This is a genomic window from Vibrio sp. G-C-1, from assembly GCF_021728015.1.
GTDB lineage: Bacteria > Pseudomonadota > Gammaproteobacteria > Enterobacterales > Vibrionaceae > Vibrio > Vibrio splendidus.
This window is the reverse complement of record NZ_JAKKCR010000002.1, coordinates 500,956-515,061: the sequence shown is the minus strand read 5'-3', so window position 1 is coordinate 515,061 and position 14,106 is coordinate 500,956. Positions and strand designations below refer to the sequence as shown.

The 14,106-nt window shown below is 44.9% G+C and carries 13 protein-coding genes; 4 read left to right on the top strand and 9 right to left on the bottom strand.

Features of this window, described 5'->3' with window-relative positions; genetic code table 11:
- Window positions 1–67: 67 nt before the first annotated feature.
- Window positions 68–904, bottom strand: coding sequence for an SGNH/GDSL hydrolase family protein (locus L3V36_RS05360; RefSeq protein ID WP_208774313.1), 837 nt, complete (start codon window positions 902–904; stop codon window positions 68–70).
- 87 nt (window positions 905–991) lie between these two features.
- Window positions 992–1,504 (bottom strand): RNA methyltransferase, encoded by a 513-nt coding sequence (locus L3V36_RS05355; RefSeq protein WP_017076901.1) that lies wholly within the window; start codon window positions 1,502–1,504, stop codon window positions 992–994.
- A 275-nt stretch (window positions 1,505–1,779) separates the two neighbouring features.
- On the opposite strand from L3V36_RS05355, the gene L3V36_RS05350 reads away from it, so the two are divergent.
- Window positions 1,780–3,441, top strand: coding sequence for a methyl-accepting chemotaxis protein (locus L3V36_RS05350; RefSeq protein ID WP_017088291.1), 1,662 nt, complete (start codon window positions 1,780–1,782; stop codon window positions 3,439–3,441).
- 194 nt (window positions 3,442–3,635) lie between these two features.
- Here L3V36_RS05350 and L3V36_RS05345 read toward each other — a convergent pair whose 3' ends face one another.
- Complete coding sequence (locus L3V36_RS05345; RefSeq protein WP_108189430.1) at window positions 3,636–4,313, bottom strand: endonuclease; 678 nt, start codon at window positions 4,311–4,313, stop codon at window positions 3,636–3,638.
- 4 nt (window positions 4,314–4,317) lie between these two features.
- The gene (locus L3V36_RS05340; protein WP_017076903.1) at window positions 4,318–5,187 is read right to left on the bottom strand and encodes a LysR family transcriptional regulator; all 870 of its coding nucleotides are present in this window, start codon (window positions 5,185–5,187) and stop codon (window positions 4,318–4,320) included.
- Between the two features lie 262 nt (window positions 5,188–5,449).
- Here L3V36_RS05340 and L3V36_RS05335 point away from each other — a divergent pair, with 262 nt between their 5' ends.
- The gene (locus L3V36_RS05335; RefSeq protein WP_017076504.1) at window positions 5,450–5,797 is read left to right on the top strand and encodes a DUF3316 domain-containing protein; all 348 of its coding nucleotides are present in this window, start codon (window positions 5,450–5,452) and stop codon (window positions 5,795–5,797) included.
- 191 nt (window positions 5,798–5,988) lie between these two features.
- On the opposite strand, the gene L3V36_RS05330 is transcribed toward L3V36_RS05335, so the two are convergent.
- Window positions 5,989–7,626 carry a methyl-accepting chemotaxis protein gene (locus L3V36_RS05330; RefSeq protein WP_102547584.1) on the bottom strand — a complete coding sequence of 546 codons (1,638 nt, stop codon included), beginning with the start codon at window positions 7,624–7,626 and terminating at the stop codon, window positions 5,989–5,991.
- A 261-nt stretch (window positions 7,627–7,887) separates the two neighbouring features.
- Between L3V36_RS05330 and L3V36_RS05325 the strand changes: the two genes are divergently transcribed.
- Window positions 7,888–8,313, top strand: coding sequence for a DUF3010 family protein (locus L3V36_RS05325; protein WP_010432976.1), 426 nt, complete (start codon window positions 7,888–7,890; stop codon window positions 8,311–8,313).
- Between the two features lie 106 nt (window positions 8,314–8,419).
- Here L3V36_RS05325 and L3V36_RS05320 read toward each other — a convergent pair whose 3' ends face one another.
- Window positions 8,420–9,319, bottom strand: coding sequence for a DMT family transporter (locus L3V36_RS05320; protein WP_102547583.1), 900 nt, complete (start codon window positions 9,317–9,319; stop codon window positions 8,420–8,422).
- A 124-nt stretch (window positions 9,320–9,443) separates the two neighbouring features.
- Here L3V36_RS05320 and L3V36_RS05315 point away from each other — a divergent pair, with 124 nt between their 5' ends.
- Complete coding sequence (locus tag L3V36_RS05315) at window positions 9,444–10,871, top strand: PLP-dependent aminotransferase family protein (RefSeq protein WP_108116908.1); 1,428 nt, start codon at window positions 9,444–9,446, stop codon at window positions 10,869–10,871.
- A gap of 90 nt (window positions 10,872–10,961) precedes the next feature.
- Here L3V36_RS05315 and L3V36_RS05310 read toward each other — a convergent pair whose 3' ends face one another.
- From L3V36_RS05310 to L3V36_RS05300, 3 genes are all read right to left on the bottom strand, one after another.
- The gene (locus tag L3V36_RS05310) at window positions 10,962–11,510 is read right to left on the bottom strand and encodes a carboxymuconolactone decarboxylase family protein (protein ID WP_004732957.1); all 549 of its coding nucleotides are present in this window, start codon (window positions 11,508–11,510) and stop codon (window positions 10,962–10,964) included.
- A 332-nt stretch (window positions 11,511–11,842) separates the two neighbouring features.
- Window positions 11,843–12,811, bottom strand: coding sequence for an HTH-type transcriptional regulator YidZ (yidZ, locus tag L3V36_RS05305; RefSeq protein WP_004732954.1), 969 nt, complete (start codon window positions 12,809–12,811; stop codon window positions 11,843–11,845).
- The gene (locus tag L3V36_RS05300) at window positions 12,786–14,024 is read right to left on the bottom strand and encodes an MFS transporter (protein ID WP_108161053.1); all 1,239 of its coding nucleotides are present in this window, start codon (window positions 14,022–14,024) and stop codon (window positions 12,786–12,788) included. The genes yidZ and L3V36_RS05300 overlap by 26 nt, the downstream gene beginning before the upstream one ends.
- Between the last annotated feature and the right edge of the window lie 82 nt (window positions 14,025–14,106).

The following is a 14,106-nucleotide window of genomic DNA, read 5'->3' as shown; positions in this document are numbered from 1 at the left end:
TTTGGCTTTTCTTGTATTAGCTAAGCTAGTTAACGGTCTAGCTAGCTTTTTAGCTTTTTGCGTGAGTCTATTTTAGTAGCTCAGCTACCGTAGGTTGAAGTACCTCAGCCCAAACTTGGTAAGCCTTCGCATTCAAATGCAAATCATCACATGAGTACTCATTCGACAAAAGCTGATTAGGTGACAATACAGAATTCACATCTAAGAACGCAATGCCTTGCTGAGAACAGTACTCGCTTATCTTGCTATTGAGCAGTTCCACTGAAGGGTTCAAACCTTGCAGTTTAGAGCCAACATAAAGCGTTGATTGCACCAAGATTCGAATATCGTTTTCTTGCCACACCTTAAGCATATCAATGTAGTTCTGGTAGATATATTCGACATCATAACCCTGAGCTAAATCGTTTACCCCTGCCATAAAACATACAAGCTTTGGTTTCACATTCAACGTGGTATCAATGCGGCGCAACATACCTGTTGTGGTATCGCCTGCTAAGCCGCGATTGACCATCGAGACATCGCGGAAAATATCCGCCCACGGAGCCCATTCAGTGATCGAGTCACCAAACATCACTAGGTCTGAATTTGGGGAAAAATGGCGGTGGTTGTCTGATGTCATGATGTAACGGCTCATGCTGTGGCCTCGTTGTTGAATCTCAGACTGAAGAGCAACCGCTTTGAGAATATCACTATCCGGCGTAGTGCCATCAAATTGAGCCAGTAACCCTTCGATGTGTGGCTTAAAAGGGCTAAGACGAGTACTCAGTTGGTGGTGTTCTTTAAGGGAAGATAACCTCTCTAATAGTGCGTATAGAGAGCTATTTTGACCAACTTCTTGGAATAACTGATACAGATCGAGGACAGGGTGTTGTTGCAGCGCGGCAAGTAATTGCTTGTCTTCCATGGTGTTATCTAACCCTTCAATTATCTAATGATGAACCAAAGATAATATCCGATTGCTTACGGGATAGATAACACTAGAAGCAGATCGTTACTTTTCTTTGATTAATAGATGATTACGATTATCACGACTTTTCTTAATCAGCTCGTTGCTCTCATCCATTTCATCTGACTTTGCAAGGCGATCATAAAGCAGCACATTCACTGTCGCAGCCAAGTTCATACAGCCAACCGTTGGTACATACACAACGTGATCAGCTCTATCCGCAACATCTTGAGAAATTGAGCCATCTTCAGGGCCAAAGATATAGATAGCATTTTCGGGGTGTTTAAAACGAGGCAGTGGTGTCGCACCTTCTGCTAGTTCTACACACACAATCTGAGTTTCCGCGTCAAGATTATCTAAAAATGACTCAGCGGCAGTAAGCGGGATCGTGCGCGCAGCACTCTTGGTATCGGTGTGAAATTTAGCGGCTTTTTCGTAGCGTTGCCCTGTGTATTTAACTTCGTCGACTTGGTAACAACCAGCCGCACGCATAACAGCGCCAACATTCGTCGGGCTCTTTGGGTTAGTTAAACCAATAATCACATGGCTTTTGTTCATGAATATTTCTCACTTAACGAATAAACATAGCAAGGTGCTACAAAGGGCCGCATTCTACCAAAACAACGTCGAATTCAAAAGCATCGATACAAACTCGCTTTTTCGCTCTTAAGCCTTTAGTTGCAAGGCTTCTCACATTAAAAACTTAACCGCCATCATGTTTATCAAACAAAAACATTCTAGGGTAACAATTAGACAACAAGCCCATTTACATTTTGAAACCACATTAATAATGTGTTGAAAATTGTATGAGAAAATCGCACAGGAAGCGTGAAATGACCCTAACCATCAAAAACCGCCTTTATATTCTCTCTTTCATTCCTTTGCTACTAATGGCAATTGGCATGATGAGCGTGACGTATATGAAGAGCACCGAGCTAACCGCACAGCAAGTAGAATCGACGCGTAGCAATATGATGGCGATGAAAGAAAAGGAACTCAAAGCGTACCTGCAAATGGCCTATTCTTCGATCAGCCCATTTTTAGATAAAGGGGCAACACTAGAAGAGGCTTTACCAACATTGAAAACCCTAGAATATGGCGAATCGGGCTATATTTTTGGTTACGACTCTAAAGGTGTCCGAGTTGTGGTTGGGCAAAGTAACGATGGTATTGGTAAAAACTACTATGACCTGCAAGACAAGCAAGGTAATTACCTAATCCGAGACCTGATCAAGAACTCAAAACTGGGTGAATTTACGACTTACTATTTCCCGAAACCGGGCCAATCTGTCGCGTTACCAAAACTTAGCTACTCAGTATTTGTTCCGCAATGGGACTTAATGCTTGGTACTGGATTCTACACCGATGACATCGACGCTGTTATTGCCGAGATGAAAGAAAGTTCGAATGTCGCGCTACAAAGTTCCCTGACTGCTATCGCGATTTTCTGCGGATTGATTGCCCTAGTGGTAGCCGTTTTCGCTGTTGCAGTGAACCGCACCATCATGCAACCTCTTGAGCAGTTCGACCGTTCAATTAGTGCCTTTGCAAGTGGCGAGGCCGATTTAACCGCTCGAATGGAAAAATTCAAAGCCCCTGAGTTCACTAAGCTCAGCGAGAACTTCAACGCCTTCGTTGCTAGCCTACAAACCATCATCCGCAGCGTGAGTGATGTTGGCCAGCAAGTCGTCGCTGAAACCAGCAGTATGTCTTCTCGCGCCGCTCAGGTTGATGAAATTGCCACTGGTCAGCGTGAAGAGACTGAACAAGTTGCAACAGCAATGACCGAAATGACAACAACAGCACAAGAAATCTCCAGTAACGCAAGCCAGGCGGCTGACTCAGCGAAGCTTGCAGAGGGTAATGCCAAAGAAGCTCAACAAATAGTGAACGCTGCTGCCAACTCTGTTGCTGGTCTTGCTAGCGAAGTATCCGAAGCCAACACAGTGGTATCTAGATTAGAAGGTGATGTACAAAACATTTCGTCGTCACTGACGGTCATTCAAGATATTGCCGAACAAACAAACTTATTAGCACTGAATGCAGCAATTGAAGCCGCTCGTGCAGGTGAGCAAGGGCGTGGATTTGCAGTGGTTGCGGACGAGGTGCGTAAACTGGCAAGCCGAACTCAAGAAAGCACTGGTGACATTCATAAAATGATTCAGCAGCTAAAAGCCGCCTCAGATGCTGCCGTGAAAGCGATGGATTCGAGCCAAAATAAAAGTGCTCAAACGGTGGAAGAAGCGAATGCCGCAGCCGCAGCACTGGCGAAAATCCAAGAGTCGATTGATACGATCATGGACATGAACTCATTGATTGCTACCGCGACAGAGCAGCAAAACATTGTTGGCCAAGAGATATCTCAACGCATTGTGGTGATTTCCGATCAAAGCTCACAATCAGCATCATTAGCGAATCAAAACCGTGCGGGTAGCCAGAACCTCAACAGCCGCGCAAATGAGCTGTACCACTTGGTGGATCGCTTCACGGTCTAGGACATTTACGGTCTATTAAATAGTAAATAAACGCTACTTATAAATAGTAAGTAAACGCTGCTTATAAATAACAAGTAAGCGCTACTTAACGTTAAGACTTTTCACAATAAATAAGAACGGGCTTCAGAATCTCTACTCTGAAGTCCGTTTTTAATTAAATGGGGCATTGATATAAGGGAGCATATTGCACGGCTCTAAGACCCAAATTCAGCCTCAACACAACTTTGATTCAGAGGACAATGTTCACACTTGGGCTTAGGGTTACAAAACTGCTGACCATGTTCGACTAGCAAACCATGATAGTGGCCGTACTTTTTAGTATCTAGAGGGATCACGCTTTCCATCAAGGTTCGAAATTTTTCATACGATTTAGGCACATCGAGCCCATTGCGAGTGAAGATCCTTCTTGCGTACGCATCAATCACAAAAGATGGCTTACCTATCGCATACACCAGAATCGCGTCAGCCGTTTCACCACCGATTCCTTTGACTTCCAATAGCTCATTTCGCAGCTTATCTTTGTCCTGTTCTCGCACCACAGACATATCGTATTGATACTTCGAAAACCACTCTGTCACGGCCTTCAACTTAATGGCTTTTTGATTGTAGTAGCCACTCGAACGAATCTTTTGGGCAAGGCCATCAAGATCCATCCCGGCTACTGAGCTTGGATCGCATTTATCGCCTAAGTTGGTGAGCGCTTTCTCTGCGTTCTTCCAGTTGGTGTTTTGAACCAGAATAGCGCCCAAAACTATCTCGTAAGGGTCTTCCCTTTGCCACCAATCAAAATAGCCATAGTGCTGCTCAAGGGTATCGAACACGCTAAGGATCAGCTCGGCTTGACCCTTTGAATTGTTGTGGCTTTGGGTCATAGAACTAATCCAATTGCTCAGACAGGAAGTCCACCAGCAAGCGAACCTTTGAAGACAGGTTACGGTTCTGAGGATAAAGCGCCCATATCCCTTCTTTGTCGTCTCGATAATCGGATAACACTTCGACCAACTCTCCCGACTCTAGATCTTCACTCACGTAATATTCTGGCAGTTGAACCAAGCCAATGCTCTGTTTAGCGGCGTCCAATAAGGCTAAGCCACTGTTACACCTAATTCGTCCATTAACACGAACCGAGCGAGGGCGTTTATTCTCTTTGAAGCGCCAATGTTCAAAGCCACCGACCAAACATTGATGGTGACTCAATTCAGAGAGCGTATGCGGCTCACCATAGCGTTCAATGTATTCAGGGCTTGCACATACATAAAGCTGTCGCTGCGATAACTTCTTTGCGACCAAGCTTGAATCTTCTAAGCGGCCAAGACGAATCGCCACATCAACACCAGAATCGATAAGATCGAGCTTTTGATTGGTCAGCATCAGCTCAAGTTCTACTTGTGGGTGAAGCTTTAAAAATTGATGAAGTATTGGAGCGAGTTGGCGTTCACCATAAGTCACAGGCGCAGTGACTTTCAGTAAGCCTTTTGGTGTGGATTGCATCTGCGTGACCGCAAGCTCAGCAATTTCTAAGCCTTCAACCAGCAACTTACACTGCTGATAATAGAGTTGCCCGGCCTCTGTTAGAGACACCTTACGCGTCGTTCGATTGAGCAGTTTCACCGCGAGTCGTTCTTCGAGGTTTGCTACTCTACGACTGATTTGAGCCACCGACGTAGCGAGCTTCTGAGCCGCACCGGTAAAGCTTTCACGCTCTGCCACTGCAACAAACTCACTTACCCCTTCCCAATTGGCCATGCTTTTACCTTATGCTAAACGATGGTTACCCAGACAGTGTATTGAAGATAGATATCAGTGTCACCTTGCTTGATATGCGCTGTTCATAAATGGTCTGCATCTACAATCGTTCAAAATCAATACAACCAACACCTGACATTTCTCCATATTCCTTACCTAATACTAACAAAATTGGCTTTTCCCCTGACACTCATCTTACCACTTCATTGGTATGTTGGTTCTGTACCGGAACACAGGTATTCCAACAAAGTAAGGTAATCCTATGAAAAAATTAATCATACTTGCATCAACTCTTGTTCTCAGCACCACAGCGTTTGCAGCAACTAAAACAACGATTCAAGAAACAACGCTAAAGTCTGATACATTTGTTACTGAAGCGGAAGCATACGATGCAGGCACAAACCTTATGGATGAGTTAAGCGCAAAAACACCTTTTGAGCTTTCAAGAGAACTGCCACAGTTCCAACAGACAACCAAATACGATTCGTTCAAGATTGATGACGCGAATATGGAAGTGAAGAAAATCACTAACATGAGCGGTGACATTCATTACCAAGCGAACGTAAAAGTTGACTACCGTTACACATACAAAGACGGTCGCAGCAGCTAACACCGAATGATTGATCAGGTCGAAAAACTGATCACGTAGTCAAAAAACTGATCACCTAGTCAAAAAGAAAGCCCGCACTCATAGAATGCGGGCTTTTTTGTCGTTCAGCTATGGTCAATGGGAACCAGAGCGAACAAGCATTATCAGATCATACTTATCTGCTTATCTGCTTATCTGCTTATCTTTAAAGATTAAACCTCAAACTGAGACACAAGGCTATCAAGCGCTTCACACTGTTCGGCCAATGCCATGCAAGCATTCTCAGCGCTGCTCGCCATTTCAACCATTTGCATGGTGCTTTCTGCGATGCGTTGAACATTCTTGTTCACTTCTTCAGACACTTGAGACTGCTGAGAAGCTGCCGTCGCGATTTGTGTGTTCATGTCATTCATCTTGCCGATTGAGTTACGAATCTCACTCAGTGAAGATGCCGCCGTTCCTGCCTGAACAATGGTTTTCTCGCCACTCACTTTGCTTTCGGTCATCACACCAACCGCATGTTTAGCACCCACTTCTAAGCGTTCAATCATTGATTGGATTTCGCCAGTGCTGTCCTGGGTTTTACTCGCCAACGCTCTTACTTCATCTGCGACTACGGCAAAACCACGGCCTTGCTCACCGGCACGAGCGGCTTCAATTGCCGCATTCAATGCAAGCAGGTTCGTTTGCTCTGCAATGCCTTTGATCACGCCAAGAATTGAAGCAATGTTCTTCACATCGGTATCCAGCTCTTGAACCACCCCACCCGCGTTCTCGATATCTCGCGCAAGGCGTTCAATAGAAGTCACGGTTAAACCCAGCGTCGTATCAGCCGATTCCACTTCATGATTGGCAACGTTACTTGCAGTTGCGGCATCCAGTGCGTTACCACTGACCACTTCGCTAGTTGCTTGCATTTCATGAACCGCTGCCGCGACGACTTCACTTTCTCTCTGTTGGTTCGATGAAAACTCAGCAACACTTTGCGTGAGTGATTTGATGTTTTCCATCTCGCCACGTACTGCGTTCGATGTGAGAATAACTTGTTCCACGGTTACATGGATCTTGCCAACAAACTGGTTAAATGCGGAGCTTAAGCGAGCAATTTCGTCGTTGCCTTCAACCTTCATTCGTTGAGACAAGTTACCGTCGCCCGATGCGATCTCATTCATCGCTTTCTCTACGTTCTGGATTGGTTGGACGATAAAACGGTTAGATAACCACATCGCGAAAAGCGCAGCGAAAACAGCAACCGCCATACCCACTTCAATGATCAACTTACTTGATTCGATAGAGTCAGCCGCTTGCTGACGAAGCTCTTTCTGCTTTTGTTCAATCAGGGTTCTGATATCACGAAGCTGAACACGAATGATTGCAAACTCAGCGTCTAATGCTGGCGAGTAATTGATGTTGTATTGGTATGCGCTGGCAGGGTCTGCAAACATTGGTTCATGCAGCGCCACCCACTTGCTCATCGCGTTCACAAGCTTTGACAACTCACCGCGAGAAGAAGGATCCAGCACGCCCGCTGTATATAAAGTTTCCACACTTTCAAAACGAGGAACCGCTTTGTAAGCGTTGTCTTTAAACTCAAATTTTTGGTACTCAATCGCCGCTTGGTCTTTCGCGAGTAGTAGACCTTGAGCAGAAGCGATAACTTGGTAAATGTCACGATACCCATCTTCCAAATTGTCTAGCACGGGCTGAACCACATTATTCAGCTCATGGTTGATCGCAGCCTGAGCATTAGATCTAATGACATTAAGCACAGTAACAGTCGAGAAAACAATCACGATCACCATTAGTGGAATCGCAATTTTACTCTTAATAGATAGGTTGTTGATACTCATAAGGGGGTTAATAACCACACAGTAAATAGGGACGCGCGCATAATATACAGTATCAATATAAAAGCTAGCTAAAAGTTTGTGAACCTAGTCGCATAGCAAACGTTACCCCTGAATCGACTGTCTATTATTCAACCAAAGGTCAACTTTAAAAAGTAGAGCCAAAGACGTTTTTGCACTTATTTACCACAGACATGCTCAAATACTGGAGAAGTAATAGAAATAGCACCATAATGTACGGCTCAAAAGTAAATAGGTATGAACATGAAAATTTGTGGTGTTGAAATCAAAGGTAACGATGCTGTCATCTGTCTTCTTTCTCTGTCAGATGGTGTATTTAATATCCCTGATTGCCGAGTTTCAAAGGTTGCGATTAGCGACGCAAACGACACGCAGAATATGAAAGACTTTCAATTCTCTTTTGCAAAGTTAATGGAAGATTACCAAGTAGACAAAGTTGTGATTCGTCAACGCCAAACTAAAGGCAAATTTGCTGGCGGTGGCTTTGGTTTCAAACTAGAAGCAGCAATTCAACTGATCGACGGCCTAGACGTAACCGTTGTATCACCGGCTGACATCAAGGAGAGCCTTAAGCGCAACCCTCTTATGATGAAGTTCAAAGAAACTGGCCTTAAGCAATACCAAGAAGCACCGTTTACAACGGCTTACGCTTGTTTAATGCAGCGCTAATCAATAGTCGCTAGCCAATATTTGATACAGAAAGAGCCTGAACATTCAGGCTCTTTTTTGTTTCTATCACTCGGCTTTAAACCCAGTTAGTTTTGATGAAATACGCTTACCGCTCTAACGCTGTTCGCCTGCGAGCCTTAATCCATTCTGGCTTCCTCACCACCAAATAAACCGCGGCGGCAGACAAGGCGAAGCCCATTGCACCATAGATGTCGAACGACTCACCAAAAATAAGCCAGGCTTGAATTGCTGTCGTCGGTGGCACCAAGTAAAACACCGACGCCACACTTGAAGATGCACCGTGCTCTACCATGTAAAGCAGCAAAAGGATGGCAACACAAGACAGAACCACCACCAGCCAGGTTAGAGTCAACGTGAATTCTACAGTCCAGTTCACTTGCATCGTTTCGTAACGCATTGCGAACGGTAGAAACAGCGCAGCAGAAGCCAAGTATTGCACCATCGCACCGCCGACCATATCTGTCCCCTGACAGAAGCGCTTCTGATACAAAGTGCCGCAGGTAATACCCACCAAAGAAACCAAACACAATAATGTTGCCAAGCCTTTTTGGTCGTCTGACTGCCATTCAATATTGCCCATCAACACCAAGCTAATACCCGCAAAACCGAGCGCTAATCCTAGCCATTGTGCGAAGTTAAACCGCTGTGAAGTACAGCTGATCATAATCAAGGCAGTCAGAATCGGTTGTAAGCCAACCAGTAGAGAACTTAACCCGGCAGGCATACCCATATCAATCGCCAGATAGGTGCCACCAAGATAAAAACCATGAATCAAGATGCCAACCACACAAGCGTGGAAGAATGCGCGACCACGAGGGATACGACGCTTAAGGATTGCAATCAAAACCAAGAACAGCGCTACATTGGCCACCATCCTCAGTGAGAGTAACGTTGCGGGTTCGGCATATTCCACACCAAGACGTGCGCCAACAAAGCCTGACGACCACAATATTACAAACACGAACGGAATCATTTTAATCAGCATTACAAACCTCTGGTCAACTCTTCATCAATGCTGTTACCTTAGTTGGGTACAGATAACTAATAAAGACACAGATATAACACTTTAAATGGTTACAGATTGAGAGTGAGCAACGAGGGAGAAAAACGTGGAAGCAGAACTCAGCGGCAATAAATATCTTGCTACCGAACAACATATTAAGGCTCAAATTGATAAAGGGCTCTTTCACCCAGACGATCGTCTTCCCTCAATCCGTCAACTAAGCGAACAGCTTGGCGTGAGTAAAAATACCGTGATTCGCGCCTATCAAGAACTCGAAGCAACGGGTTGGGTTTACTCGGTACCTAAATCTGGCTATCGCGTGAAAGCGCCCAATACCACCAGCTGGGATTCATCGAGCCAACCTCAAAAAGTGGACCTCTTATCTGTCACCAAATCGGTACTCTCTCGCCCGAAAGGTCGTCTGAAACTGTTGGCAGGTTCTGCGCACCCGAACATAAACAACCCTGCGATTCGTAGCTTGTATGCCGAGATTGGCCGCCACAGTCGATTACAAACTCAATTGCCTGGGTATTACCAATTACCTCCCGGCGACGAGCAATTAGTAAAGCAATTATTAAAGATCACCCATGATTTAGGCGTGCCTGCGGGATCGAAAGAGATTGCGATTACTCACGGAGCACAACAGGCGATCAGTTTGGCATTACGTGCGCTCACCAAGCCCGGTGACATCGTGGCGGTCGAGTCACCGTGCTATTTCGGTAATCTACTTTTACTTGAATCACTTGGCTTGCAAGCCCTTGAAATCCCAAGCAGCGTTAGCCACGGTATTGATATCCCATCACTACAGAGTGCGTTGGACAAATGGGAAGTGAAAACCTTACTGCTAACGCCAAACTTTACTAATCCAACGGGATCACGGATGCCATTGGCTAATCGAAAAGCCCTGTTGGAGATCACCGGTTCTTTACCGATTATCGAAGACGATGTGTTCGGTAGCTTAGCATTCGACACACCAATCGCTAGTCTCAAAGAACTTGATGATCAAGATAGAGTTATATACGTCAACTCACTGTCTAAAACCTTAGATTCACGCTTACGAATCGGTTGGTTACTGTCGGGGCGCTACCAACCTTTGGTCGAAAAGTACCTTTTATGCGACAACATGGGCAGTTCAAACCTCATGCAATCCGCGGTGGGTCAATTCCTCACCACAGGCAAATACCGCAGTCACTTATCCAAAATGAAACGACTCTACCAAACCAATCAAAAGCAGTTTCAAAGCTTGTTAATACAAGCATTGGACAGCTATCCTCATCTTGAAGGGCGTTATCATTTATCGAAGCCAGAAGGCTCTTTTTTAAACTGGATAACGTTGCCAGAGTCGGTCGATAGTTATGCCGTCTACCAAGATTGTTTGAAGCATAAACTCGGGATCTTACCCGGAACAGTATTTGGCACCAATGACCAATATAAACACTGCTTGCGCTTCACTGTCGCCAACATTGAAGAGAGCAAAGAGTGGAAAGAAGGGGTTGTGACATTAGCGAAGATAATCGCTAAGCATACACCTTAACCAGATTAGGCCCACATAGCCCAAACAACAAAGCCCCACTCAACTGAGCGGGGCTTTCATCATTCTGATTCTTTAATTGCTTAAAGGCGATTAGCCTTGCCAAGCGAACTGTTCAAATACTTTGTCTACTGGCGTTTTGGCAACGCGGTTTACGTAGTTGCTGATCACTTTCTGAGACAAGCCAAGAATCACTTCTAACACCTGTTGCTGACCGTAGCCCGCTTCGAAAAATGCTGCCATTTCGCTTTCAGGTACATTACCGCGGTTGCGTACCATGCTCAGCGTAAAGTCATGAAGTGCTTGCAGCTTTTCAGTGGGTAGAGCCGTGCGATTACGAAGTGCTTCGGTGATTGCAGGATCAACCTTCATTGAATGTGCGATACCTGTGTGCGCAGGAACGCAGTAGTGGCATTCGTGTTCAACGTTGATGGTTTGCCAAACAACCGTCAGCTCTTCAGCATCGAAAGATGAGTCACTAAACGCCTGATGAAGCTGAGTGTAAGCCTTAAGTGTGTTTGGAGATTCAGCCAACACACCAAATAAGCCCGGTACTCTGCCCATCTGCTTTTTAGCACCTTCAAGAATAGGTTGGCTTTGCTCTGGCGCTGATTCTACTGAATGAATTTTGAAGTTGCTCATTGTTTTATCCCTATCAATTTATGATTCTAAAGTTATTCAATCACGGAGCAATTAATGACTGTTCTCCGTTGGTGTGAAAACAATATAGATCAAATTAGAACGATCGTTCAAGCGTTATTTTGAACACTCGTTCAATTTCATTCTATTTATCGAATCAACAATTAAGAAAAAACCGATTTTATTTCAGAGGGGTTAACCCTAACCCAATGATTAAAAACAGAAAACCCACCAGGCATCAACTGACGGGCTCGCTTATAAGTCTGCATTCTTATTTCAATCAACGATCGATGCTAATGGCACAAGCCTTCAGAACATCTAATCTCATCACAAGGTTAGACACTTTTCCCTTCAAATTGGTAAAGCTCTCTGAGCGTGTCTTTTAACCATAGAACGATCGGATTGTAGGCATTGCGTTTGTGCCAAATCATGGTGAACGGGATCAGCAGCTTTTTGACATTTTCTTCATCTAAAGGGATGGGTAGACAAGTAAGATTGGGGTGGAGTTGTTCAACGTAACGTCGACAGTAATTCGGCGCAACGGTAGTCATGGTGTGATTCGATTGAGCGGTCATAAATAACGACTGCTCAAAACCAGCTAAAGTCAGTACGATATTTCGGTCTAGTTGTAGGTCAGTAAGCACTTCATCTAGCGCCCATGTTTCACTTTTCTCCCACACAATATTGATGTGGGGGTATTTAAGGAAAGCCTCTAGATTCCACTCTTCTTTCAAGGCAGGATGATCTTTTCTCAAATACACAACCGGCAAGTCGTGAAACAGAACCTCGAAGTCGATGAAATAAGGTAGTGAGTCTAGAGATTCTTTCGAACGCGGATGGCTTTCTCTCCCTGAAAATCCAATATCCGATTCGCCACGTACGATGGAATCTATCGAATCGTAGTCCCAGTTACGCATTTTGATTTTCGCGTTGGGGTAACGTTGAGACACGCTTTGCGTCAACTCGTTAAGCATGATCAGAGATAAAGGAGACTCTGCCTCTAGATTCAAACGCACATCTTTTGGCGCTTCGTCACCACGAGTCGTCAGTATTTGGCTTCCAATCTGCAGCCAGTCTTGAAGATCTTTTACCATGCTCAGTGCAAGTGGCGTTGGCGTTAATCCCCTTGGCGTTTTCACAAACAAAGGATCATCAAACCAATCTCTAAGCTTGGTCAGTGATTTACTCACCGTAGAAGGCGTGACGTTCAGCTTTTTCGCAGCTTTTGAAACACTCTGCTCCTGCAGCAGCAATTGCAGAGTGAACAACAGGTTCAGATCAAGACGGGCTAGTGGCTTCTTCATAATCACTTTTAACTTGAGAGGGACCTACCCATAGTATTAGAGCAATACTGATAACTCCACCAACAGCTAATATAAATGCCAACATATTCAATGCACTTAGTCCAATAATGCCCATAAACCAGATAAACAATGCCGACGTACATATTTGAGAAACACCAAGAATCGAACTAGCCACACCTGCCCGCTGCGAATAACTGCTCAATGCTTGGCTCATCGCGACACCAAAGCCTAACGAGAATCCGCCACACACGAAAGCGAAGCCTATTAATGTCACGTAATGTCCTAATCCACCATCCATCGAGGCTATTAGCAAAATAGCAGCCACAATGAAGCACGTTTGAGAGGTCAGCATTAAGCTTTTCTGCTTAAACACATTCAATGCAAATGGGGCTGAAAATGACACCAACATGCTCACCAAGGCGGTTAATGCCATGGTGTAAGAGTACTGACCTCTATCGAAGCCAAGCTCTGTCATAATCAACAGTGGAGAGACATTCACATAAGTGAGAATTGTGGTCACGCCGAAACTGGTCATGATCACTCGGCTAATAAACAACGGCTCTTTAAACGTTTCGATTGAAGTCAAATGAAGGGTTACAGGTTTCTCAGGTAAGCGCGATTTCTCAGAGAGAGAGGCTTTGGCTAACCCATTATCTTTGATGTTGAACTTAGTCTCTTTTAGCACGAGCACCGACAATAAGCACACCACTACACCCATGCCCGCCATGGTCGTGAACAAACTCGGCCATGGATAAACAGTCATGATTAGATGACCAATCACAGGCGCGAGTACCGGAACGATGCAAGTAATGCCATTCAACATCGACAGCACCTTGGCACGCCTTTTATCGTCTAAGACATCTCGTAAGATGGCGAACGCCACCACATAACAAGATCCAGCACCAACACCTTGGAAAAAACGCACAATAAGAAACGGCTCAGCACTGCTCACCACCCCGCCCAAGGTCGACGAGAGAGTAAAAACAATTGCACCGAAAATGGCAACGGGCTTCCTCCCGACGCTATCGGCAAATTTACCCGCGAACAACATAGTCGTTGCCATACCGGCCAGATAGATAGAAAACGCGGCATGGAGCTGAGCCTCAGAAGCATTTAAGTCCGCGGCGATTTGAGGTAACCCAACCAAATACAGATCAATGGCCGTTGGATACAAAAGCACAAGTGCGAAACTACAAAATAGAAAACGATACATAACACCCCCACATAATTGGTGTGAGGATAATAAGAGCGAAATGCAAAACTACCGAGTGGCATCTACGACAACAGGTCTTTCC

Bases quoted from the DNA above. Each gene is read 5' to 3' on its own strand.
- L3V36_RS05360 (WP_208774313.1), bottom strand. From the start codon at position 904: ATGGAAGACAAGCAATTACTTGCCGCGCTGCAACAACACCCTGTCCTC.
- L3V36_RS05355 (WP_017076901.1), bottom strand. From the start codon at position 1,504: ATGAACAAAAGCCATGTGATTATTGGTTTAACTAACCCAAAGAGCCCG.
- L3V36_RS05350 (WP_017088291.1), top strand. From the start codon at position 1,780: ATGACCCTAACCATCAAAAACCGCCTTTATATTCTCTCTTTCATTCCT.
- L3V36_RS05345 (WP_108189430.1), bottom strand. From the start codon at position 4,313: ATGACCCAAAGCCACAACAATTCAAAGGGTCAAGCCGAGCTGATCCTT.
- L3V36_RS05340 (WP_017076903.1), bottom strand. From the start codon at position 5,187: ATGGCCAATTGGGAAGGGGTAAGTGAGTTTGTTGCAGTGGCAGAGCGT.
- L3V36_RS05335 (WP_017076504.1), top strand. From the start codon at position 5,450: ATGAAAAAATTAATCATACTTGCATCAACTCTTGTTCTCAGCACCACA.
- L3V36_RS05330 (WP_102547584.1), bottom strand. From the start codon at position 7,626: ATGAGTATCAACAACCTATCTATTAAGAGTAAAATTGCGATTCCACTA.
- L3V36_RS05325 (WP_010432976.1), top strand. From the start codon at position 7,888: ATGAAAATTTGTGGTGTTGAAATCAAAGGTAACGATGCTGTCATCTGT.
- L3V36_RS05320 (WP_102547583.1), bottom strand. From the start codon at position 9,319: ATGCTGATTAAAATGATTCCGTTCGTGTTTGTAATATTGTGGTCGTCA.
- L3V36_RS05310 (WP_004732957.1), bottom strand. From the start codon at position 11,510: ATGAGCAACTTCAAAATTCATTCAGTAGAATCAGCGCCAGAGCAAAGC.
- yidZ (WP_004732954.1), bottom strand. From the start codon at position 12,811: ATGAAGAAGCCACTAGCCCGTCTTGATCTGAACCTGTTGTTCACTCTG.
- L3V36_RS05300 (WP_108161053.1), bottom strand. From the start codon at position 14,024: ATGTATCGTTTTCTATTTTGTAGTTTCGCACTTGTGCTTTTGTATCCA.